Source organism: Bacillus sp. MZGC1 (genome assembly GCF_002998605.1).
In the GTDB taxonomy this organism is placed as follows: domain Bacteria; phylum Bacillota; class Bacilli; order Bacillales; family Bacillaceae; genus Bacillus.
Map to the genome: position 1 here is coordinate 263,120 of NZ_PVRE01000003.1, position 22,551 is coordinate 285,670.

Genomic DNA, 22,551 nt, shown 5'->3' on the forward strand with positions numbered 1-22,551 from the left:
CATATATTTCATTATATAAAAGAAAGATTAAAAAGTAAAATAAAAGCTAATGAATGGCTGTTTTGAACTTACCGCCTTTTGTTTCATGCGTATCCATAATCGTAATAAATGCTTGACCATCAATTTCAAATACAATGGATTTTAGCTTTGTAATTTCAAGTCTTGTGACAACGGCGTAGATGACATCCTTTTCTTCATCTGTATAACCGCCTTTCCCTCTCAGCTTTGTCGTTCCCCTGCCAAGTCGATGAAGAATCGCATCTGAAATTTCATCATAATAATCTGACACGATAATGACAGCTTTTGTTTCATCAAGCCCTTGAATGACAGCATCAATTGTTTTCATTGCCAAATAATATGTCATGACAGAATACATAGCCTGCTCTGGTCCGAAGACAAAGCCTGCCCAAATAAAAATGAACACATTGACGATCATGACAAACTCACCGACGGAGAAAGGAATTTTTTTCGTCAGAAGAATTCCTAAGATCTCTGTTCCATCCATTGAGCCTCCATTACGGATGACAAGTCCAACACCAAAACCAAGTAATAGCCCGCCAAATACAGTGGCTAAGATCGGCTGATTTGTAAATGCCTCTACATGATGGAGTGAAGATTCAATCACGGCTAAGCTGACAATCCCAATCACAGTGGAAATGAGAAACGTTTTCCCAATATGTTTGTATCCTGATATCATAAATGGAATATTTAAAATGACAACAATCGTCGCAAAATTGATGAATGGGTTATCTGTAAAGAGATAATCCAAAATAAGCGAAATGCCGATGATGCCTCCATCAATAATATTGTTTGGCACTAAAAATAATTCAATGCTGACTGCTGCGCATGCAGCTCCTACTAGAATCAGGAAAATTCTCAAAATAAAATGAGGCACTGATTCCTTTCTATGCTGTTTACTATTTGCCATACGTTCTCCCTTCTACACATGTTAAATTTTCAATAATCATTTTATTCACTTTACTATTTTAGCATTTCACAGGGTAAAATAAAATTTTTTGCACATTTTCCGTTTTCGCCCATACATTATTACAGAGGGGAGGAATGGAATTGATTTTAATTCAAAAAATTGTCCTGCAGCGGCTTAATCAGATCACAGCAAATGATCTGTTAAGGTATGCGAAACAGTATGGTGTCAGTTTAACGTCAAACCAAGCTGCCGAGGTGGCCAAACTCATGAATGGGAAAAACGTTAATATTTTTAATGATGCAGAGCGTAACCGGCTTCTTAAGCAAGTGGAAGCGATTACTTCTAAACAGACAGCTCAGACTGTCAATGATCTGTTTAATCAGTTTACAAGTTAAGCAAAAAAGGGCCGCATTTAGCGGCACCTCATGATGTTGTATGCTTTTTTACTGACCCTTAATTTTATCTAGTAAGCCTTCGTCAAATTGCTTTTCTTTCAGCATCTCAATTTCGAATTTGTAAGGTGGTTTTTTGTTCTTTTTATCTTCACCTACATAAGGCGTTTCTAAGATTTTGGGCACATCTTGAAGTTGCGGGTGATGCACAATATAGTTCAGTGCATCGAAGCCAATTTCACCAAAGCCGATATTTTCATGTCGGTCTTTTCTTGCGCCTTGTACGTTTTTACTGTCATTAATATGAAGAACCTTGATTCGGTCAATACCGACGATTCGATCAAATTCTTCTAACACCCCATCAAAGTCAGTTACAATCGGGTAACCAGCATCGTGTGTGTGACACGTATCAAAGCAGACAGAAAGTGCTTCGTTATGTGTCACTCCGTCGATAATTTGGGCAAGCTCTTCAAAGCTTCTTCCGCACTCTGATCCTTTGCCTGCCATTGTTTCAAGTGCAATTTGAACCTTTTGCCCTTTTACGATGACTTCGTTTAAACCTTCAATGATTTTTTGGATTCCTGCTTCTGGTCCTGCTCCGACATGTGCACCTGGGTGGAGAACAATCTGCCCTGCACCTAGCGCTTCTGTACGTTCAATCTCAGAGCGAAGGAAGTCCACGCCAAGCTCAAATGTCGCTGGATTGACGGTGTTCCCAATATTAATAATATACGGTGCATGTACGACGATATCTGTCATACCATGCTCTTTCATATGCGCTTGTCCAGCTTCAATATTGAGGTCTTCAATTTTTTTGCGGCGCGTATTTTGCGGTGCACCTGTATAAATCATAAACGTATTCGAACCATAAGAGGCAGCTTCTTGACTCGCTGCAAGAAGCATATGTTTTCCGCTCATGGATACATGTGAACCAATCTTCAACAATGTTTCCCCCTACTTTCCATTACGCTTTGACTTTCTACGTTCCTGTCTCTTGATTTTGTCCATCTCACGTGTCATTTTCTTTTTATATCCAGGTTTGACGGCTTTCGGTTTTCTCACAAGACGCTTTGCTTTTTCTTCAATTTCATTAGGTGCTTTTTTACGTCTTTGACGCTTCAAGCGGTCATCTGCATCTCGCCATTCGCCATGAACAATGGTTTTGTTTTCAAACACAACGCCCATTTTCTCGATTTGAATGAGTGCATCCTCATCAGCAAGCTCATAAATAGTCATCGCAATTCCAGATGAACCAGCTCGAGCTGTTCTACCAACACGGTGAACATAAAAATCAAGATCAGATGGAAGTTCATAGTTGATCACGTGGCTGACGCCTTTAATATCAATTCCGCGGGCTGCAAGATCAGATGCCACAATATAAGTGAACTCTAAATCATCAATTTGTTTCATTACTTTTTTACGTTCGCGCGGCGTTAATCCGCCATGAAGCACTCCAACTTTCATTCCTTTTTCTTGTAGGAATGATGCGATTTCATCAACGGTTGTTTTTGTATTGGCAAAAATGATGCCTAAATAAGGCTGTACATTCGTCACCATTTCATGAAGCAATTTTAGCTTGTCACGCTGTTTAGATGGGACTAAAATATGCTGAATGTTTTCAGCTGTAATTCGTTTTGGTTCAACATGGGCATATTTTGGATTGTCCATATATTTTTTCAGGAACGGCTTTAGTTTTTCTGGAATAGTTGCTGAGAACACAAGCATTTGCAGCTGTTCTGGCATTTGTGAACCAATACGGTCCACATCTTCTAGAAATCCCATATCCAGCATTAAATCCGCTTCATCAATGACAAGAGATGTCGCTTTGTAAACATTCAGCGCCTGCTCATGAATGAGGTCAGCAATACGTCCAGGTGTACCGACGACCAAATGCGGCTGGGTTTTTAGCTTTTGAATGGATTTCTGCTTGTCCGTTCCGCCAATGTAAAGCTTTGCTTTCATCTCTTCTTCTGGAGAGGCATTCTTTAAAATCGTTTGGGCTTCTTTGAAAATTTGATTGGCTAATTCTCTTGTAGGTGCAGTAATCACAACTTGTACTTGCTCTTTGCTTGGATCAATTGAATGAATAAGCGGCAATAAGTACGCGTGAGTTTTTCCTGTTCCTGTTTGTGATTGACCAATCACGCTTTCTCCTTTTAACACAGCAGGGATGATTCTTTTTTGAATATCAGTTGGCTCATAAAAGCCCAGTTCATGAATAGCATCTATAATAAAAGGCTTTAATTCATATGTCGTAAATTTTGTTTCGTTCATGTTTTCACTCCTTAAGGCAATGCCTTTTTGCTCATCTCCTCATTATAGCTGATTTTCAGCAAAAAAACCATGTCCGCTTTTCTTACAGGAAACCAATTGATGCTTCCTTGCATAACCTATGAAGAGAAAGAGAATGCAGTAAGGGAGGTACAAGTATGTTAGGGCAAAAGCCTATGGGCGATTTTCAGCCGCACCGTCCCTCACGCCGGCATCTTGGAAATGGCGGACAACCCGGGATTTTTCAAAGAGGGCAGCAGCCTCCTATCGAACAGCCTTTTCAAGGGCAAGGCAATCAATTTCAGCAAATGATACCTCGCTCCCCGTCTGTACAGGGAGGCGGTATACGCGGAATGGGCGGAATGCCAGGAGGCGAAAGCCGTGCACTAGGCGGCGGCACAGGAATGAAAGGCATGCTCGCTAAATTTCTTCCTGGCGCAGGGGGAGCAGGGGTCTCTGGAGGTGGTGCGGGATTACAAGGAATCCAGAGCTTCACAAATCCTGCGACCCTCTCAAGCATGTTAGGAAATGTACAAAAAGTGCTCGGTATGGCGCAGCAATTTACGCCAATGATTCAGCAATACGGTCCTTTAGTAAGAAATCTGCCTGCGATGATTAAGCTGTACAGTCAGCTCGGCAGTGCGGATGATGAAACAGGCGAAGATGAAGAACCTAAAGAGATCGGCGAGGAAACAGAAGTGCCGCAAGAAGAAGCAGCACGAGATGATGAAATAGAAGAAAACAAAGAACCAGAGGACATCCTCGTCAAAAAAGCAGCTCCTCACACATCATCTGCTCCTGAAGCAAAACCGAAAAAAAGACCTGGCAGTTCTGTTCCAAAACTATATGTCTAGTGATCTTTTAACGGCGAAGTGTTCACTGCGTATAACAATCTTTGATATATGCGCTTACTTTGGCTATAATGGAAGCTAGAGAATGATAAAAAGCCGTTTTTTACGGCTTTTTATATTGTTCTTCTCTAGAAGCACTTCCCTACAGGAGGACGAATAAATGAATGTAATTAAAATTTCGCCGCGTGGCTATTGCTATGGCGTTGTGGATGCAATGGTCATTGCTAAAAATGCCGCACTTGATAAAAACTTGCCACGCCCAATTTATATATTAGGTATGATTGTGCACAACAAGCACGTGACAGATGCCTTCGAAGAAGATGGGATCTACACACTGGACGGACCAAACCGCATGGACATTTTAAAGCAGGTTGAAAGCGGAACAGTCATTTTCACCGCTCACGGCGTTTCACCTGAGGTTCGTCAAATTGCAGAAGAAAAAGGCCTTATCACCATTGATGCAACCTGTCCCGATGTAACGAAAACACATGAACTCATTTCAGAGAAAACAGCCGATGGATATGACATTATTTATATTGGGAAAAAGGGTCATCCTGAGCCAGAGGGAGCTGTCGGAGTAGCTCCTGACAAGGTGCATCTTGTCGAAACAGAAGCCGACATTGAGGCGCTCGATTTAACATCAGATAAACTGCTCATCACCAATCAGACGACGATGTCTCAGTGGGATGTTCACGATCTAATGGAGCTGATTAAAGAGAAATACCCTCACGTCGAGTACCATCAAGAAATTTGTCTTGCGACACAGGTACGTCAGGAAGCTGTTTCCGAGCAAGCTGGCCAAGCTGATCTTACCATTGTTGTCGGCGATCCAAAAAGTAATAACTCCAACCGTCTGGCACAAGTGTCCATGGAGATTGCTGGAACGCAGGCTTACCGTATTGGTGACCTAAGTGAGCTCAAGCTGGAGTGGCTGCAAGGCGTAAATACCGTTGCCGTTACTGCTGGTGCTTCAACACCAACACCTATTACAAAGGAAGTCATACGTTTCTTAGAAAACTACGAGCCGGATGATGAAGCAACTTGGAAGATTGAACGGTCGGTTCCTCTTTCGAAAATACTACCGCGCGTGAAAACAAAGAAATAAAGAAAACGTCAGAGCATAGCAGCTCTGACGTTTTTTTGTTTACATAAATTGAAATGGGTTTGTGTTCGATTCAGAAACAAAGAGCTGTACATCATACTTTTTATCTGAACATAGCGATTGAAGCTTCGCCTTTACGCCCTCTTTCATAATCTTTTCTGCATAATGCCCTGGGTCCACTACGTTCAGCCCGAGCATCATGGCATCATGGGCGACATGGAAATAAAGATCCCCTGTCACATACACATCAGCACCCATTCTTTTCGCTTGATGAATGTATTTATTTCCGTCTCCGCCAAGCACAGCCACTTTTTTCACAACAGCGTCCTGATCACCTACAAAGCGAGCACCATTTACATCCAGCTTTGTCTTCACAAATCGTGTAAAATCTCCAAGGGTCATAGGCTCTCTTAGCTCCCCTATACGGCCAAGGCCTTTTTGAATAGGAGGAAGATCTGTCGTGTGTACACTATAAGCGACTTCTTCATAAGGATGTGCTTTGATCATTTCACGAATCACTTGTTTTTCTATACTTGCCGGGAAAATGGTTTCAATCCGCACTTCTTTGACAAATTCCAATTGACCGCTCTCACCAATGAACGGATCCGCATCTTCTGATGGCAAAAAGCTGCCTGTCCCCTGATTTGAAAACGCGCAATGGCTGTAGTTGCCAATATGGCCTGCGCCTGCATTTCCTAAAGCTGTACGGATGGCTTCTTCAAATTCCTGCGGGACATACAGGGCAAGCTGTTTGATTTGATCTTCATATGTCGGGACTAACACACTTGTTTCTTCAAGCTCTAAAGCCTCCGCAAGCAAGTCATTGACTCCTCCATCAGCCACATCTAAATTCGTATGTGCCACATATACCGCAATATCATGTTTGATGCATTTCTCAATGATCCGTCCAGCTGGCTGATCTGTCGCTACATGTTTTAACGGACGGAAGATCGGTGGATGGTGAGCAATAATGAGATCCACATTTCTTTCGATCGCCTCATCTACCACATTCACTAATACATCCAAGGTGATCATGACATTGTTTACCTTTTTATTTAACGTCCCAATCTGGAGACCGATTTTGTCACCTTCTACGGCATATGCCTTTGGTGAAAATTGTTCAAATAATTGGATGATTTCATGTCCGTTTACTGTTTTAGCCAACAGTCAAAACCTCCTTTAGAATCTTTATTTTTACATGCAGCTCTTCAAGGCGCTCCTTATTCTCTTCTGCCCGCGCTGCCTGCTGAATTTGACTTTCTATTTTCTCCATATGCTGAAGCTCTTGCATCCACTTGCGCCGGAAGACGTCGTTTTGCTCTTTCGCAAGAAACGGACCAACTAGCATGCCTGTTTCAATCGACATCCCTTCATAGGCTTTATCTTTGTCGCCTTTTTCTGCGATCATGATTTCGTATATTTTGCCATCCTCTTCTAAAATGACTTCATCCATCAATTCATACCCCTCTTGATAGAGCCATAAACGAATGTGGTGAGCATGGATATTTGGCTGAAGAATGAGCCTCTCATGGCCTGCGAGCTTATGCTTGCCATCATTTAAAATGCTTGCGATGAGTGCTCCGCCCATACCTGCAATCGTGATAGCATTCACTTCGCCCTTTTCAATAACTTCAAGGCCATTGCCTTTTCTGACCGAGATCTGGTCATCTAATTCAAGTCTATGTACTTGCTGCTTCGCCGATTGAAGCGGTCCCTCTGTAATTTCACCAGCAATGGCTTTTACTGCTTTTTGATGCAGGATCGCATAGCATGGCAAATAGGCATGATCTGAGCCGATATCAGCAAAGACGGCCTCATGCGGTAAAAAGTCTGCGACTCTTTTTAATCGTTTTGATAAATTCATTTCATTCATACGTATCACTACTTTTCTTTAATGTTCATACTTGTCTATCTTATATAAATTATGGACTTTTTAAAAGTCGTTTTCAAATGAAAAAAGCTCTTCTGATGAAAAAGAGCTTTTTGCGTAACATTATTTAATTTTGGATACCCATTCCGACATTTCATCGAGCTTTTCATTCGGGATCAGCCCGCCTGGCATCCCGTTGCCGCCTTCTTGAATTTTCTTCTTGATGTCTGCCACTTCAAGCTTGTCTCCAACGCCTTTTAATGCAGGACCTGCGCCGCCTTCATAGTTTTCCCCGTGACAGCTCAAACAGTTTTGCTTATACAATTCTTCCGGCGTCGCATTCGCTGTCTCTTCTTGTTTTTGCTCCTCGCCTCCAGAGGCGATTTTGTCTTCATCTTTCAACCCCTTCATTGATAAGAAAAAAGTGAGTCCAATACCTAAAATGGCAATCAATAAGAATGGTATAAGTGGATTCCGTTTCATTTCTTTCATCCTCCCCTTTGTGAAAACCCCTTTGAGACTATGCAAACAATTCTAATTCTACTTTAATTTTACAAAAAGTAAACGAATTATGATACAAAACTTTGGTCAAGTTCACAGATTAGACAAAAATGATGCAAGATGAGAAATGAAGCCTTCAGCACTTTTTGATGTATTTTTTATACATCTTTTCTCTAAGAACGTTGCAAATTCATTTGTTATTCAGTAAAATATAATCAGATTGAAAAAAGCGTTTTCATTTTTGATGAAGAAAGAACGGATCTCTTTCAAGATCCGTCCAGTTTCTACTCTAAGAAGTCTTTTAATCGTTTACTTCTGCTTGGGTGTCTTAATTTACGCAGAGCTTTCGCTTCAATTTGGCGGATACGCTCTCTTGTGACGCCGAACACCTTTCCAACCTCTTCTAACGTACGTGTTCTTCCGTCATCTAGTCCGAAGCGTAGTCTCAGTACATTTTCTTCACGGTCCGTTAGCGTGTCTAATACATCTTCAAGCTGCTCTTTTAACAATTCGTATGCAGCATGGTCAGATGGAGATGTCGCCTCTTGGTCTTCAATAAAATCACCAAGATGCGAGTCATCTTCTTCACCAATAGGTGTTTCTAAAGATACAGGCTCTTGCGCAATTTTAAGAATTTCTCTTACCTTTTCTGGAGTTAAATCCATGTCTTCAGCAATTTCCTCTGGCGTTGGTTCTCTGCCTAGGTCTTGCAGAAGCTGTCTTTGAACACGGATCAATTTATTAATGGTTTCCACCATATGAACCGGGATCCTGATTGTTCTGGCCTGATCGGCAATCGCACGCGTGATCGCCTGTCTAATCCACCAGGTTGCATATGTTGAGAATTTGTATCCTTTGCGGTAATCAAACTTCTCAACTGCCTTCATAAGACCCATGTTTCCTTCTTGAATCAAGTCAAGGAACAGCATACCACGACCGACGTAGCGTTTCGCGATGCTGACAACGAGACGAAGGTTTGCTTCCGCTAATCTTCTTTTTGATTCCTCATCGCCTTCTTCGATCTTTTGAGCATACGTAATTTCTTCTTTAGCAGATAACAAATTGACGCGTCCGATTTCTTTTAAGTACATACGAACAGGATCATTAATTTTGACACCTGGTGGTACGCTTAAATCATTCAGGTCAAATTCCTCTTCTGCTTTAGCCAGCTGCTGAACATTTGGGTCTTCTGTCTCTTCGTTTTCACTGATGAGCTCTACACCCTGTTCGCCTAAGTATTCATAGTATTCATCCATTTGGTCTGATTCAATTTCAAAGCTAGACATACGCTCTGCAATTTCTTCGTATGTTAAAACGCCCCGTTTTTTACCCGTTTCAGTGAGCTTATCTCTCACCTGTTCAAAGGTTAATTCAGTTTCGGTTTCGTGGGCTTGTTTATCAGCCATTATGGATCCCTCCTTCCAAAGCTTGCAACGAATTCTAAAGTAACTTGCGATTTGCTTTCGCTCTGCTTTTCTCTCTTTATCAAACAGATGAGCAAATAGGAATAAAATAAATAATGATGAAGGCAAGATGCTTGCGGTCTTATGCTCCTCCCGTAAAGGATTCATTGCCAGCCGTAAGTCTTGTCATAAATATTAGACGTATTACTTCAGCGAACGGTTCAACTGAATAATTTCTTTTGCAAGTGTTGCCGCTTTGAAGAAATCTTTTTGCCTCTCCGCTTCTGCACGTTCTAGTTCTTTTTCCTTTATCATTGACAAATTCCGATGATTCAACACTTTTTTTACATAATCACTTAATTCAGCTTCACTTAGTTCGTCTCCAACTTGAATCATGAATATATCCGTCAGAAGCTGATTGATAATATCATCTTCTATACGGTTCATCAGATGCTGCGGCGTTGGTTCTTTGCCTTCTTCATACAAAGCATAAATGTACGTGGCCAGCGCCCTGTGAGAATCTATATTAAATTCAATACCTACTCTGTCAAGTACTTTTCGGATCACGTCATCACTTTTTAACATATGAGCAAGCAGCATTCGCTCTGCATTTTCATATGCTGGCCGCAGACGCTTTCTTCTTACCTGTGTTGACAGATGTGCACGCCGTTTTTCAAGCCCGCTTTCTTCCTGTGTGCTTTTGGCTTCTTGCCGCTGCTGTTTTTCAAACAGCTCCAGTTGTTCTTTTAATGAATCAAGTGAGATCGAGAACTCTCCAGCAAGCTGTTTCATGTAAATCTCTTGTTCCAAGGAACCGTTTAACCGGCTAATTTCTCGGAGTACCTGCTTCATATAAGTAAGCCGGTCTCCTTCGTCAGATAAATTCTTTCCCCTACGGAAAAAGTTCATCTTAAAAGTCATTAATGTCACACTTGCATCTATGATGTCATTCCTAAATTTCTCGCCGCCATATTTACGAATGTAATCATCTGGATCAAGTCCATCTGGTATCATGGCAACGCGAACTTTACATCCTCTTTTTCCAAGCAAATCTGATGCTTTCATGGTGGCTTCATAACCGGCCGTGTCAGAGTCATAGCAAAGAATGATCTCTTCTACGTTACGTCTGAGAAGTTTTACGTGCTCTTCTGTTAGAGACGTACCCATTGTTGCAACACTTTCGCCGACACCTGATGTGACAGCTGAAATGACGTCAGCAAATCCTTCGAAAAGAACCGCCCGTTCGCGTTTTCGTATATGCATACGCGCGTCATGAAAGTGATAAAGCAGCTTACTTTTATGAAAAAGTGGCGTTTCAGGACTATTCATATACTTAGGCTGCTGATCACCAAGCGATCTTCCGGAAAAAGCGACGACTGTCCCATGATGATCATGAATGGGAAACATCACACGATCCCTAAAGCGGTCAAAAAAGCCTGTTCCGTTTTCACGTTGAATCAAAAGACCAGCCTTCTCCATCATCACAGGATCAAACCCTCGTTTTTCTAAAAACTTGGTCACGAAATCCCAAGAGTCAAGAGCATATCCGATCTCAAACTTGGCAATTGTTTCATCCGTAAAGCCTCTCGCCCGTAAATAATCGAGTGCGTTTTGACCTTCCTTTGTATTTACCAGCAAATGGTGGTAAAATTTCTTAAGAAGCTCATGCGCTTCAATCATTTTATGATCTGCAGTGTCCTCTTGCTGTGAGGAGCTGACCTGAGCATTTGCTACATGATCAGGCAAATCAATATGGTACTTATCAGCAACATATGAAACGGCTTCAATAAATGAGTAGCCTTCCATTTGTCTGAGGAACGAAAATACATTACCTCCTGCACCACAGCCAAAACAATGGAAGATTTGCTTATCTGCTGAAACAGAGAATGAAGGAGTATTTTCACCATGGAATGGACAAAGACCGAAGTAATTTCGACCTTGCTTTCTAAGCTGTACGTATTCTCCAATCACTTCGACAATGTCTGCGTTTTTTTGGATTTGCTCCAAAAGTTCATCTGGTATACGTTTGCTCATCCTATAACACTCCGTCGTACATTATTCGCCTTTTAATTCAAAAATCCTTCATGATTCGACAGGATTTTTTGTAGCTGCGCAATAAATCGCTTTTTATCCTCTTCTAAAAGCTTTTTGGGACCTTTTCCATATACACCTTTTCTTCGCTGTTTACTGGAAACATGTCTGCGTTCCAAATCAAAATCAATTGTTTCGTTTGTGTACATCCGTCCTCTTTCAGACAGTACAATGACCTGTCTTGGAAGCAGTAAGGAGGCAAGACCAATGTCTTGGGTGACGACAATATCATGCGCGGCAGCTGAGTTCGCAATGACTAAATCCGCTGCTTCCTTATGTGTATCTACAAACCGCCAATCTTCAAGTGGAGATCTTTTGGTTTGAAAATGCTCATATGAAGCAATGAACGTCACAGGTACTTGAAATTGAGATGCGACAGAAAGGATTTCGTCTTTTACAGGACAAGCATCTGCATCGACATAAATCGTCCTCTCTTGTTTATGTTCATTCAGGTGACTAATTCTCCATCCCTCCACCTTATTCCTGCTTTAGAGAAGCAAAAAGACCATACTTTCCCCCCATATAGCAAACAACAGTAAAACTCATTTTGTCGAAAAGTTATGTTCAGAATCACTTGACTTCTGCCAATATTAGTTTATTCGTTCTTGACTTAACTTAAACCTAAAATCAATCATTTTATCACAATTTTTTATTATAATACAAATGCAGCAAATATGCCATTGTTTTTGTTTACCCGTTTCCCACCATAGGAAAAACCCAGGAGGAGCATCCTGAGTTTATTCGGAACCTCTTTTGGTCAGCATTTGATGAATGACATTTGCCGTTTCCTCAACTGCTTTATTCGATACATCAACGACTTGACAGTTAATGCGGTCCACCACTTTTTCAAAATACTCTAGTTCTTCTTTAATCCGCTCAATGTTCGCATAAATTGCGCGATCATTTAAACCTAGAGATTTCAAACGCTCTTTACGAATATGATTTAGTTTGTCTGGACTGATTTTTAGACCGATGCATTTTTTTGGATCAACTGAAAATAACTCCTCTGGCGGATCTACTTCAGGAACAATTGGAACGTTCGCTACCTTCAGCCGTTTATGCGCCAAGTATTGAGATAGTGGTGTCTTAGATGTGCGTGATACACCGATGAGCACAATATCAGCCTTTAGAATGCCTCTTGGGTCTCTGCCGTCATCATACTTCACTGCGAACTCAATGGCTTCAACCTTTTTAAAATAGTCCTCATCTAATTGACGTACACGCCCCGGCTCATGTTTCGCTTCATTTCCATAAGCAGTCTCCATTTTATCGATGAGTGGTCCGATGATGTCATAATAAACGACTCCGTTTGCTTCTGCCTCTTCAATTAAGAATTGGCGCATTTCTGGCACAACAAGAGTAAAGCAGACGATTCCGTTATCTGCTTTCGCCAGTGAAATGACTTCTTTAATCGTACCGACATCCTCTACATACGGGATTCTTCTAATATTTGAATGGTCTGATGAGCCGCCATCAAATTGGCTAAGTGCCGCTTTGACCACGAGCTCTGCCGTTTCTCCTACTGAATCTGATACCACAAAAATTACGCGATTACTCATAACATCCCCTCGCAGTCTTCTGTAATTAGATTATTTCATTCTCCGATAAGCTAACAAGTATTTTCGTCATGTTTGTTTTCGTAATTCTGCCGACCACTTCAAAGCCTTTATCCGTATCTTTTATAACAGGAAGTGCATCTATCTGCTTTTCAATCAAGTGCTTCGCCACATCCATAATGAAATCTTCCTTGCGGCAAACGGTGATGTTCGGCATTCTTGTCATAATAATATGGACAGGGATAGATGGAAGCTCCTGTTTTCCAATACTTGCGCGAAGGAGGTCTTTCCTTGACAACACGCCTGTTAAAATAGAGTGATCATCCACAACGAATAATGTGCCCACATCCTCTAAAAACATCGTACAAATCGCATCATAAACTGAAACATTCTCATGTATCACCACTGGAATGGATTGAAAATCTTTTACTTGAAGTTTTTTCAGCTTATCTGCTAGAAGCTGCGTGCCTGTTTTTCCTGTGAAAAAGTAGCCGACCCTTGGTCTTGCTTCTAAAAAACCTGACATCGTTAATATGGCTAAATCCGGTCTGAGGGTCGCCCTAGTTAAGTTCAGCCGATCGGCGATATGCTCTCCAGTGATCGGACCATTCTCTTTGACAATCTGTAAAATCTGCTCTTGCCGTTTATTTAACTCGATTGTACTCACCACCTTTAAATAGAGAGAGCGAATCTTTACTTTATGTATATCATTTTCATAACTCATCATATTATAGCGCATCTTTGTCCGAATGAAACAAAAATCCACTCAAAAACCGTGAATTAAATGAGTAAAAAACGATTGCCCTTCGAAAAAGGCAACCGTTCTTAGGTATTTATTTTACAATTAAATTGTTCATATTCGCAAATGATTGAATGACTTTGGCTAGTTTGACCATTTGCGCCAAACGATTTCGCTTCAGCTTTTCATCATCCGCATGTACCATTGTGTGATCGAAATAATGAACAATCGGTGTTTTTAACGTATCTAGCGCCTCAAGTGCTGCGCTGTATTGCCCTGCTGCTACATGTTCCTTGACAGCTGTCTCTACTTGTTGATACGCCTCATATAGCTTTTGCTCATGCTCATTTTCAAACAGCTCAGGCTGAATCTCTGCATCTTCCCCTTTTTTACTGATTGAAATGACGCGTCCTAATGCTTCTGCCGTTTCTTTGAAGCTTTCTTGTTTCACGCTCTCTTCAAGAACAGCTGCTTTTTTCACGACTGCATAAGGTTCAATATTTTCAACATCCAGCACTGCATCGACAACATCATGACGGATATGCTCTGCTTGGAGGACATATTTTAAACGGTGTGTCAAAAATTCAATCAGAGCAGCTTCATGTTCTGCTTCTACTTGAGCAAGTGCCAAAAGCTCTTTAAATGAAATATTCCAATGACGATCGAGCAGGATTTGAACGATACCGCTCGCTTGTCTTCTCAGTCCATAAGGGTCTTGAGAGCCTGTTGGAATGACATCAATTGAGAAGAAGGAACAAATAGAATCCAGCTTATCTGCTACTGCCACAATCGCACCAATCAAAGTGGAGGGCGCCTCATCACCGGCAAAGCGCGGCATATAGTGCTCGTTGATGCTCTTTGCCACTTCTTCATGTTCGCCAAGTGCTTTTGCATATTTCTCGCCCATGATTCCTTGTAATTCTGGGAATTCATAGACCATTTGAGTCACAAGGTCAAATTTCGAAATACTTGCGGCTCTTGCCACACGCTCTGTCGTTTCGTCATCTGCACCGACATGTGCTGCTAAACGCGTCGCAATGTCAGTCACTCTCTTTAGCTTATCGCCAATTGTGCCAAGTTTCTCATGGAATACGACCTTATCAAGCTTCTTAATATTGTCTTCAATGACTAGTTTTTCGTCTTCTTTATAGAAGAAGGCAGCATCTGATAAACGTGCACGAAGTACTTTTTCGTTCCCTCTTGCGACATTTTCAAGCGCTTCACTGTTTCCATTTCTCACCGTAATAAAGTGCGGCAATAATTCCCCTTGCTCATTTTTCACAGGGAAATAACGCTGATGCTCTTTCATTGTCGTTACCAATACTTCTTCCGGCAATGCAAGGAATTCTTCTTCAAAGGAACCCGATAGCACCGTTGGGTATTCTACAAGATTGTTGACCTCTTCTAGAAGCTCAGGATCAACAGGAATCACCCATCCTTTTTCTGAAGCTAGAGCATTTAGCTGCTCGGTAATGGCTTGTTTTCTTTTATCTGAATCTGCAATGACAAATTGATCGCGCAATGTTTGCTCATAAGAAGCAGGCGAGTCGATGATGGCTGCCTTACCAAGGAAACGGTGTCCTCTTGTCTCACGGCCGCTTTTCACCCCAGCAATGTCAACAGGTACAATCTCCTCTCCAAATAAACAAACAATCCATTTAATCGGACGGATGTAGCGTAAATCTTTGCTTCCCCATCTCATGTTCTTTGGAAAACTTAATGAAGTGGCGATCTCACCTAATGCTGGCAGAAGGTCTTTAACTTGCTTTCCTTCTTCAAACTTCTGCACATGGACATAATCCACTCCTTTGATCTCTTTAAAATAGAGATCATCTGTTGAAGCACCTTGTCCGCGGGCAAAACCTTCCGCTGCTTTTGTCCAGTTGCCTTCCGCATCTTGCGCAATCTTTTTAGCCGGACCTTTTGCTTCTTCTTTGATGTCTTCTTGTTTTTCTGCGACACCTGTCATAAGTACAGCAAGACGTCTTGGTGAGTTAAATAGAGTAACATCTTCAAATGAAATGTTTTGCGTTTCAAACCACGTTTTTACTTTTTCGCCTAGCTGCTTTGTGCTTTCTGACATGAAGCGAGCCGGCATCTCTTCTAAGCCGATTTCGAGTAATACATCTTGTTTATTCATGAGAAGCCGCCTCCTCTTTTAGCATAGGGAATCCCAATTTTTCTCGTTCTTCATAATAGGTTTTGGCTACTTTTCTTGCTAACTGGCGCACTCTTCCGATATATCCAGTTCGCTCAGTAACAGAAATTGCGCCCTTTGCATCGAGCAGGTTAAACGTATGAGAGCATTTGAGCACATAATCGTATGCTGGGTGAACAAGCCCTTTGTCCATTTGGCTATGCGCTTCTTTCTCATAGGTCGTAAATAGCTCAAACAACATGTCAGTATTAGATGTTTCAAATGTATAAACAGAGTGCTCATATTCAGCCATTAGGAATAAATCTCTGACCGTAAATCCGTCAGTCCATTCAAGATCGAAGACATTTTCTTTGTCCTGAATGTAGGAAGCAAGACGTTCAATACCGTATGTGATTTCAACGGAAACAGGCTTACATTCCAAGCCGCCGACTTGCTGGAAATACGTGAATTGGGTGATTTCCATTCCATCAAGCCATACTTCCCAGCCAAGTCCTGCACAGCCAAGAGATGGGTTTTCCCAGTTGTCTTCGACAAAACGAATATCATGTTTCAGCGGGTCAATACCAAGCGCTTTCAATGATTCAAGATACAGTTCTTGAATATTGTCAGGTGACGGCTTAATGATCACTTGGAATTGATGATGCTGATACAATCTATTTGGGTTTTCTCCATATCTGCCATCAGCTGGGCGTCTTGAAGGCTCAACGTACGCTACCTTCCACGGCTCTGGGCCAATGCTTCTGAGGAACGTGTATGGACTCATCGTTCCGGCACCTTTTTCTGTGTCATACGCCTGCATTAATACGCAGCCTTCATTTGACCAATGCTTTTGCAGCGTCAAAATCATGTCTTGAATATTCAATGATCGCACCTCCATCTTTTCTACACCATCCACTATGTATAGCGGGTGGGTCTAGAACCCCGCAAAAGAACACAAAAACTCCCGTCTCTATGCTCGCAAGGCTCCTTGCAAACATAGGGACGAGAGTTTTTCCCGCGGTTCCACCCTATTTGCTGGTGTCGTAGCATCCAGCCGCTTTGTTTTACGTTGCTCAAGAATGCCTTTCGTTACGCCTCCATCCTTAGCTCACACCGCCCTAAGGTCGCTTTTAATGAATTCTGCGTAAGTACTTCTTTCTGTCAATGCAACATATTTTATCTTAGATGATCTTACAAAAAGTCATGGGAGATGTCAACTTTTGTTTTCCCCGCCCATTAGCTTTTTCATGGATTCCATCTGATTCATGAATTTTTTTGATTTCAAATAAAGGCCTGAATACTCTTCATAGTAGTGATCGAGCACTTGACGAATTTCTTGTTTCGTCTGCGGTTTCACATCAACCTGACCGAGCCTTGATAAATCAAAATAATGAAATAAACGGAGCAGCCTTGCAGCTGCTGGGGATAAGGGCAGTTTATACGGATCTTTAGAAAAGCAATTTTGGCAAATGAAGCCGTTATCTCTAATAGAGAAATGAAACTGCCCTTCTTTTTGACCACAATGGACACATTGATCAAGTTCAGGCTTCATTCCCATTACTGATAACATTTTGACCTCTACGATAAATAAGATAATATCAGCATCTGTGCCTTCATTCAGATGACGCAGAGATTGAAGCAGGAGCTCAAACAAATAAGGGTTTGGCTTTTTTTCTTCTGTGCCTTTATCGAGTAACTCTGTCATATATGCGGCATATGCGGTCAAAAATAAATCCTCCCGAATGGTTCGCATACTTTCAATCATTTCGCCTTGCTGGAGCGTTCCAAGTCCTGTTGATGATTGGATCAGAAAGGTTCCGTATAAAAACGGCTGGCTTATGGCTGACAGGCGGCTGTTTGATTTTTTTGCACCTCTTGCCATCACGCCAATTTTCCCATGTTCTCTAGTGAGCAGCGTGACAATTTTGTTTGTTTCGCCATAATCTGTTGTTCTAAGGACGATTCCTTCACTTTTAATGAGCATTTGTCTACACTCCGAGCATTGGAGGGGGTCAAGAATTATAAGATTGGAAAATCAAATCGTGCTATCTCTTCTTCAAGTACATCGGGTCTTTCCAGGTTCTCCTTTTCTAACTCTTTGAAAAGCAGATACGTGTCAACGCTTCCTGTTTGTGAAAATACGTTCCATGTAAAATTCAACATAAAAACCCCACCTTTCTTTATTAGAAGCAGCAACGCTACATCCAACATATTAATTTTATCTTGACCAAGCTACCTCCATTTCATGATAAACAATTTTTACTAATCGAACCGCACCATTGTCAGATTTTATGACAACAACAGCGATTTTTTAATATTCGTCTTCTCTAAATCCGAAGTCACGAAGGTGAGTGGATTTATTACGCCAGTCCTTCTGAACCTTTACCCAAAGCTCCAGATACACTTTTGAACCGAGAAGTGCTTCAATATCTCTGCGCGCTTTTTGTCCCACTTCTTTTAATAAGCTGCCTCGTTTACCAATGACGATCCCTTTTTGTGAATCACGTTCTACGACAATGGTCGCCGCAACATGGATCTTGCCATTTTCATCTGGCTTAATGGATTCGATCGCAACTGCAATACTGTGCGGGATCTCTTCTCTCGTTAAATGCAGCACTTTTTCACGAATTAATTCAGAAATAATAAACCGCTCTGGATGATCTGTTACTTGATCTGCCGGATAAAATTGAGGGCCCTCAGGAAGATAACCTTCAATCTGCTGAAGAAGCGTGTCAATGTTGTTTCCTTCAAGAGCTGAAATTGGCACAATTTCCTTAAATGGATAACGTGTGCGGTATTCATCAATTAAAAGGAACAGCTCATCTGGGTGAATTTGGTCGATTTTATTGACGACTAGGAATACCGGTGTAGATGTTTGCTTGAGTCGTTCAATGATGAATTCATCACCCTTGCCATAGCCTTCCTGTGCATTGATCATAAACAAGATCAGGTCGACTTCCTTCAGTGTATTTGTAGCCACTCTCATCATAAAGTCACCAAGCTTATGCTTAGGTTTATGAATCCCTGGTGTATCGATAAAGATCGTTTGTGACGTGTTTGTTGTCAAGACACCTTGCACTTTGTTTCGTGTCGTTTGGGGCTTATCACTCATGATGGCGATCTTTTGTCCAATCACACGATTAAGAAAGGTTGATTTTCCTACATTTGGTCTTCCAATAATTGATACAAATCCTGATTTGAAGCTTTCGTTAGTCATTTAAATCCTCCGGTGAAAATGCGCCTGGCAATAGTTCGTTTACTGTTGTTTCGTATATATGTCCTTTTAAGTTCGTTAGAATCACTGGCATATCAGGTGCACACAGCTCTGAAATGACCTGTCTGCATGCGCCGCACGGCGAAACAGGCCGGTCTGTATCAGCCACTACCGCTAGCATTTGAAACGATGTGATGCCTTCTGAATAGGCTTTAAAAAGTGCTGTTCTTTCCGCACAATTACACATGCCATATGCTGCATTTTCAATGTTGCAGCCGCCATACACTTTTCCATCATTCGACAATAATGCTGCACCGACTTTGAATTTTGAATAGGGTACATATGCAAAATCTCTTGCTTTAACTGCTTCTGAAATCAACTCTTGTTTGTTCATTCCTAGTTCCCACTTTCAGAAGAAATGGACCCACTGTCACATTTATATTTTACATAATTCACGTGACATTTTCACGCCCATTTCTAAAAATGTTAATAAATAGTAATATTGTTCTATTGCATGATCTTCGGTAAGAAGATGATCACCCCAATCATAACCGAAATCGCGGCGTAAACGCAAACAGCGCCTGCTGCAGCGTCCTTCGCTCTCTCTGCAAGAGGGTGCTTATCTTCTGTCATCAGGTCCACTGTATGTTCAATGGCTGTATTGACAAGTTCAAGCGCAAACATCCCCCCGCATAAAAGCAAAACGATCATCCATTCGTATGGTTCAATGTGAAACCAAAAGCCGCAGATCACCACGATGATGGCTGCGACTGTGTGAAATCGAAAATTCCGTTCATTCAAGAAAGTTCGCCATATTCCTCTAAATGCATAATAAAAACTCCGAAAAAAACGGGCAAGCGGCCTTCTTTTCTTACGAAGATCTTGAAAGGCCATAATCATCCAAGATCTTTGTCTGTTTGGCGAACATTTCTTTTTCATCTTCTTCTGTCATATGATCAAACCCGAGCAAATGAAGGAACCCATGAATGGTGAGGAATCCAAGCTCTCTCATAAAGGAATGTCCATATTCCTCTGCCTGCTCTTTCGTACGGTCCACACTAATGATGATGTCGCCGAGTACAGGCGGAATATCATCAGCACCAATGATTTCAATTTCCCCTTCTCCTTCTTCCTCAAGTGCAAAGGAGATGACATCCGTTGGTGCGTCTTTCCCGCGGTATTCTTTATTGATTTGATGAATCTCTTCATTCGAGACGATCGTCACTGATAGCTCCGCTTGATCTTTGACCTCAAGGGCATCTGCAGCGAACTGAAGAAGCTTTTCCACTTCTTCAAGCTGCTCTTTTGATACTTGTCCTGTTTCATCTATTAAATCGATTAACAATGTCATTTACTTCACCTTCTGCTTCGGGGCATCTGGATATTCAATCCGAGAATGAAAAATCCCCTTTAATGTTGTACAAATCGTTTGACCAATAATATTTAATTCTTTAAATGTCAGATCACATTCACTAAATTGCCCATCCTGCATTTTATCTGAAATAATGCCTTTGACGAGCTTTTCGATTCGCTCTGGATTTGGATTATGCATCGATCGTACTGCCGCTTCAACGCTGTCCGCTACAGAAATAATTGCCGCTTCTTTTGATTGCGGTTTTGGACCAGGATAACGGAATTCTTCCTCTGTCACCTGATCATCACGCTCTTTTGCCTTATAGTAAAAGAACTTTAACAGTGACTTCCCGTGATGCTGTTCTGCAATATCGACAAGCTCTTCAGGAAACTTCTTTTCTCTCAGCATATCAGCTCCATCTGTCGTATGGGCAATAATGATATTTTTACTTAGCTGAGGAGAAAGCTTGTCATGCGGATTATCAATGTTCATTTGGTTTTCGATAAAGTATTGCGGTCTTTTCGTTTTCCCAATGTCATGATAATAAGCGCCAACCCTTGCTAAAAGACCGTTTGCGCCAACTGCTTCACATGCAGCATCCGCTAAATTTGCCACCATGACACTATGATGATATGTACCTGGTGTCTCTGTTAAAATCTTTTTGAGCAGCGGATGATTTGGGTTTGATAATTCAATCAGCTTCATTGTTGAAAGGATGCCGAACATACTCTCAAACACAGGCATTAACCCAATGACCAAAATAGATGATGCAAACCCTGACACAAACGCCATCATGAGGTTCACACCGATTTCAAGCCCTGATGGTGAGGAGTTTTGGATCAGCGTAATGGATAGAACCACAAGGACATTCATTAAAGCGACCCAAAGCCCTGCCTGCAATATTTTTGAACGTGCATTATGCTTTCTCAAAAATAAAATGCCCGCCATCCCGTTCACAAGGTAATAAGCACAGATCACATAGTTAAAGACGCCGGTTACTCCTTGATTAAACATCATACTGCCGCAAAGAGCAAATACAAGGCCAGAGAAGATCGCTAGCCGCTCATTGATAAGCAGCTTGATCAGCATCGTGCCAAGTGCCACTGGTACCACATAACCTATCGTCGTATACTTCGTTTCCTGGAAGAGACTGAATACTTCCATGATGACTAAAATAATGGTGAAAATAAGCGAGTAGAGCAGCAACGACTTATTCTTATGAACAAGCGATTTTTTCCTCGTTTCAAGTGAATGAATAATCGCTGCTAAAAACAGACCAATCAATATCATAAGACCGCTTACAGGCTTAATCAAATTGGAGCTGTTTAAGAGGCCTGTCAGTTCTAATTTACGATACACTTCCCGGTCGATAAGTTCTCCTTCTTCGACTAAAATTTGCCCTTGCTTAATCTGAACGGGCTGAATATTATCAGCGGCTTCTTGTCTTTTCTTCTCTGTAGCCACTGGATCAAATACATAGTTTGGAATGATCGCAAATTCACCAATTTCTTTTGCTGCATTTAAGTATTTTGATGGAATTGAATTATTTTCAAGCTCTGTTTTCACTTGTTTTTTCTCATCTTGTAATTTCGCTGCTGTGATTTCTTTACTCATCAGTGAATTTACCACTGTGATGATGGAATCCTTAGTAAAAGAGAGATTTTCGTCACTTGCCTGAAGCAGTGCTTTGATGGATTGGTCTGAAACAGCCTCCTGCATATCTGATGTGAGTTTTTCTTTGACACGCTTGACCATTTCTTTATCTGATGGCGGATTCTCTTTTTCATCAGCTGCTTTCTTCTCTTCTTTAATGGCTTCAAAAAGGGAGGAGATGAGGTCAACACGATTGTCAGAATACGCTTTTTTGAGTGTATATTGATCCTCTACTTGATCTGTTGCTTCTTGCTTCTTTTCTTCTGTCGCTTCTTGATCATCGACGGTTGATGGAGAATAGATGGTCTGTTCGCTCACTGAAAATAAATCTAAGTCGAGCGATTCAGGCTTTACATGGAAGAAGAGCACCACGAATAGAATGGCTGCTAAACCTGCGTATAGCAAAACATTTAAATAACGTGAGCGCTCCATTTTCTGAGGTTCTTTTTTAGACAGTAGTCTTTTGCGCTGACTGTCTTTCTGATTCTT

The 22,551-nt window shown here is 41.4% G+C and carries 23 protein-coding genes; 3 read left to right on the forward strand and 20 right to left on the reverse strand.

Translation table 11 applies throughout. The annotated features are described in order from the left end of the window. Positions 1-46 precede the first annotated feature (46 nt). Positions 47-928, reverse strand: coding sequence for a YitT family protein (locus C6Y06_RS10815; RefSeq protein WP_066030651.1), 882 nt, complete (start codon positions 926-928; stop codon positions 47-49). Positions 929-1,068: 140 nt separating this feature from the next. On the opposite strand from C6Y06_RS10815, the gene C6Y06_RS10820 reads away from it, so the two are divergent. Then, complete coding sequence (locus C6Y06_RS10820) at positions 1,069-1,323, forward strand: DUF2624 domain-containing protein (RefSeq protein ID WP_060596669.1); 255 nt, start codon at positions 1,069-1,071, stop codon at positions 1,321-1,323. 48 nt (positions 1,324-1,371) lie between these two features. Here C6Y06_RS10820 and C6Y06_RS10825 read toward each other — a convergent pair whose 3' ends face one another. Together C6Y06_RS10825 and C6Y06_RS10830 are read right to left on the reverse strand one after the other, a co-directional pair. After that, positions 1,372-2,265: a deoxyribonuclease IV gene (locus tag C6Y06_RS10825; protein WP_066030650.1), complete on the reverse strand. Its 894-nt coding sequence runs from the start codon at positions 2,263-2,265 to the stop codon at positions 1,372-1,374. A 9-nt stretch (positions 2,266-2,274) separates the two neighbouring features. Next, positions 2,275-3,594: a DEAD/DEAH box helicase gene (locus C6Y06_RS10830; protein ID WP_060596668.1), complete on the reverse strand. Its 1,320-nt coding sequence runs from the start codon at positions 3,592-3,594 to the stop codon at positions 2,275-2,277. 155 nt (positions 3,595-3,749) lie between these two features. Here C6Y06_RS10830 and vrrA point away from each other — a divergent pair, with 155 nt between their 5' ends. Continuing rightward, a complete protein-coding gene (gene vrrA / locus C6Y06_RS10835; protein ID WP_066030649.1) occupies positions 3,750-4,445 on the forward strand; it encodes a VrrA/YqfQ family protein in 696 nt (231 codons plus the stop codon). A 157-nt stretch (positions 4,446-4,602) separates the two neighbouring features. Continuing rightward, positions 4,603-5,547 (forward strand): 4-hydroxy-3-methylbut-2-enyl diphosphate reductase, encoded by a 945-nt coding sequence (locus tag C6Y06_RS10840; RefSeq protein ID WP_034661333.1) that lies wholly within the window; start codon positions 4,603-4,605, stop codon positions 5,545-5,547. A gap of 39 nt (positions 5,548-5,586) precedes the next feature. On the opposite strand, the gene C6Y06_RS10845 is transcribed toward C6Y06_RS10840, so the two are convergent. The 17 genes from C6Y06_RS10845 to C6Y06_RS10925 form a co-directional block, all read right to left on the reverse strand. After that, positions 5,587-6,708, reverse strand: coding sequence for a Nif3-like dinuclear metal center hexameric protein (locus C6Y06_RS10845; protein WP_106036869.1), 1,122 nt, complete (start codon positions 6,706-6,708; stop codon positions 5,587-5,589). After that, a complete protein-coding gene (locus tag C6Y06_RS10850) occupies positions 6,701-7,417 on the reverse strand; it encodes a tRNA (adenine(22)-N(1))-methyltransferase (RefSeq protein ID WP_106030984.1) in 717 nt (238 codons plus the stop codon). The genes C6Y06_RS10845 and C6Y06_RS10850 overlap by 8 nt, the downstream gene beginning before the upstream one ends. A 120-nt stretch (positions 7,418-7,537) precedes the next feature. Continuing rightward, positions 7,538-7,897: a cytochrome c550 gene (cccA, locus tag C6Y06_RS10855; protein WP_003217503.1), complete on the reverse strand. Its 360-nt coding sequence runs from the start codon at positions 7,895-7,897 to the stop codon at positions 7,538-7,540. A gap of 302 nt (positions 7,898-8,199) precedes the next feature. Beyond that, entirely contained in the window at positions 8,200-9,321 is a 1,122-nt protein-coding gene (gene rpoD, locus C6Y06_RS10860; RefSeq protein ID WP_008342392.1) for an RNA polymerase sigma factor RpoD, read from the reverse strand. A gap of 201 nt (positions 9,322-9,522) precedes the next feature. Then, the gene (dnaG, locus tag C6Y06_RS10865; protein WP_106036870.1) at positions 9,523-11,352 is read right to left on the reverse strand and encodes a DNA primase; all 1,830 of its coding nucleotides are present in this window, start codon (positions 11,350-11,352) and stop codon (positions 9,523-9,525) included. Between the two features lie 32 nt (positions 11,353-11,384). After that, positions 11,385-11,885 (reverse strand): YaiI/YqxD family protein, encoded by a 501-nt coding sequence (locus C6Y06_RS10870; protein WP_060596665.1) that lies wholly within the window; start codon positions 11,883-11,885, stop codon positions 11,385-11,387. Between the two features lie 261 nt (positions 11,886-12,146). Beyond that, the gene (locus C6Y06_RS10875; RefSeq protein ID WP_008342399.1) at positions 12,147-12,968 is read right to left on the reverse strand and encodes a pyruvate, water dikinase regulatory protein; all 822 of its coding nucleotides are present in this window, start codon (positions 12,966-12,968) and stop codon (positions 12,147-12,149) included. Between the two features lie 25 nt (positions 12,969-12,993). Then, positions 12,994-13,632 (reverse strand): transcriptional regulator CcpN, encoded by a 639-nt coding sequence (gene ccpN / locus C6Y06_RS10880; protein WP_024423017.1) that lies wholly within the window; start codon positions 13,630-13,632, stop codon positions 12,994-12,996. Between the two features lie 166 nt (positions 13,633-13,798). Next, on the reverse strand, positions 13,799-15,844 hold the full coding sequence (gene glyS / locus C6Y06_RS10885; RefSeq protein ID WP_106036871.1) for a glycine--tRNA ligase subunit beta: 2,046 nt from the start codon (positions 15,842-15,844) through the stop codon (positions 13,799-13,801). Next, positions 15,837-16,724, reverse strand: a complete 888-nt coding sequence (gene glyQ, locus C6Y06_RS10890; RefSeq protein ID WP_012010611.1) for a glycine--tRNA ligase subunit alpha — start codon at positions 16,722-16,724, stop codon at positions 15,837-15,839. Before glyQ ends, glyS begins: the two co-directional genes overlap by 8 nt. Positions 16,725-17,054: 330 nt before the next feature. Continuing rightward, positions 17,055-17,825, reverse strand: coding sequence for a DNA repair protein RecO (gene recO, locus C6Y06_RS10895; protein ID WP_034661344.1), 771 nt, complete (start codon positions 17,823-17,825; stop codon positions 17,055-17,057). A 35-nt stretch (positions 17,826-17,860) separates the two neighbouring features. Continuing rightward, complete coding sequence (locus C6Y06_RS10900) at positions 17,861-18,004, reverse strand: YqzL family protein (protein ID WP_003217288.1); 144 nt, start codon at positions 18,002-18,004, stop codon at positions 17,861-17,863. A gap of 148 nt (positions 18,005-18,152) precedes the next feature. Continuing rightward, positions 18,153-19,058 carry a GTPase Era gene (era, locus tag C6Y06_RS10905; protein ID WP_060596663.1) on the reverse strand — a complete coding sequence of 302 codons (906 nt, stop codon included), beginning with the start codon at positions 19,056-19,058 and terminating at the stop codon, positions 18,153-18,155. Beyond that, a complete protein-coding gene (locus C6Y06_RS10910; protein ID WP_034661347.1) occupies positions 19,051-19,449 on the reverse strand; it encodes a cytidine deaminase in 399 nt (132 codons plus the stop codon). The genes era and C6Y06_RS10910 overlap by 8 nt, the downstream gene beginning before the upstream one ends. A 113-nt stretch (positions 19,450-19,562) precedes the next feature. After that, positions 19,563-19,949, reverse strand: coding sequence for a diacylglycerol kinase family protein (locus C6Y06_RS10915; protein ID WP_060596662.1), 387 nt, complete (start codon positions 19,947-19,949; stop codon positions 19,563-19,565). Beyond that, entirely contained in the window at positions 19,927-20,406 is a 480-nt protein-coding gene (gene ybeY, locus C6Y06_RS10920) for an rRNA maturation RNase YbeY (protein ID WP_106036872.1), read from the reverse strand. Before ybeY ends, C6Y06_RS10915 begins: the two co-directional genes overlap by 23 nt. Beyond that, entirely contained in the window at positions 20,407-22,518 is a 2,112-nt protein-coding gene (locus C6Y06_RS10925; RefSeq protein ID WP_374955736.1) for an HD family phosphohydrolase, read from the reverse strand. Positions 22,519-22,551: the final 33 nt, after the last annotated feature.

Excerpts from the sequence above, each read along its gene's own strand:
- C6Y06_RS10910 (WP_034661347.1), bottom strand. The coding sequence starts at position 19,449 with ATGAACAAACAAGAGTTGATTTCAGAAGCAGTTAAAGCAAGAGATTTT.
- cccA (WP_003217503.1), bottom strand. The coding sequence starts at position 7,897 with ATGAAACGGAATCCACTTATACCATTCTTATTGATTGCCATTTTAGGT.
- vrrA (WP_066030649.1), top strand. The coding sequence starts at position 3,750 with ATGTTAGGGCAAAAGCCTATGGGCGATTTTCAGCCGCACCGTCCCTCA.
- recO (WP_034661344.1), bottom strand. The coding sequence starts at position 17,825 with ATGCTCATTAAAAGTGAAGGAATCGTCCTTAGAACAACAGATTATGGC.
- C6Y06_RS10830 (WP_060596668.1), bottom strand. The coding sequence starts at position 3,594 with ATGAACGAAACAAAATTTACGACATATGAATTAAAGCCTTTTATTATA.
- C6Y06_RS10840 (WP_034661333.1), top strand. The coding sequence starts at position 4,603 with ATGAATGTAATTAAAATTTCGCCGCGTGGCTATTGCTATGGCGTTGTG.
- C6Y06_RS10850 (WP_106030984.1), bottom strand. The coding sequence starts at position 7,417 with ATGAATGAAATGAATTTATCAAAACGATTAAAAAGAGTCGCAGACTTT.
- era (WP_060596663.1), bottom strand. The coding sequence starts at position 19,058 with ATGACTAACGAAAGCTTCAAATCAGGATTTGTATCAATTATTGGAAGA.
- C6Y06_RS10875 (WP_008342399.1), bottom strand. The coding sequence starts at position 12,968 with ATGAGTAATCGCGTAATTTTTGTGGTATCAGATTCAGTAGGAGAAACG.
- C6Y06_RS10900 (WP_003217288.1), bottom strand. The coding sequence starts at position 18,004 with ATGTTGAATTTTACATGGAACGTATTTTCACAAACAGGAAGCGTTGAC.
- C6Y06_RS10815 (WP_066030651.1), bottom strand. The coding sequence starts at position 928 with ATGGCAAATAGTAAACAGCATAGAAAGGAATCAGTGCCTCATTTTATT.
- dnaG (WP_106036870.1), bottom strand. The coding sequence starts at position 11,352 with ATGAGCAAACGTATACCAGATGAACTTTTGGAGCAAATCCAAAAAAAC.
- C6Y06_RS10915 (WP_060596662.1), bottom strand. The coding sequence starts at position 19,949 with ATGGCCTTTCAAGATCTTCGTAAGAAAAGAAGGCCGCTTGCCCGTTTT.
- ybeY (WP_106036872.1), bottom strand. The coding sequence starts at position 20,406 with ATGACATTGTTAATCGATTTAATAGATGAAACAGGACAAGTATCAAAA.
- rpoD (WP_008342392.1), bottom strand. The coding sequence starts at position 9,321 with ATGGCTGATAAACAAGCCCACGAAACCGAAACTGAATTAACCTTTGAA.
- glyS (WP_106036871.1), bottom strand. The coding sequence starts at position 15,844 with ATGAATAAACAAGATGTATTACTCGAAATCGGCTTAGAAGAGATGCCG.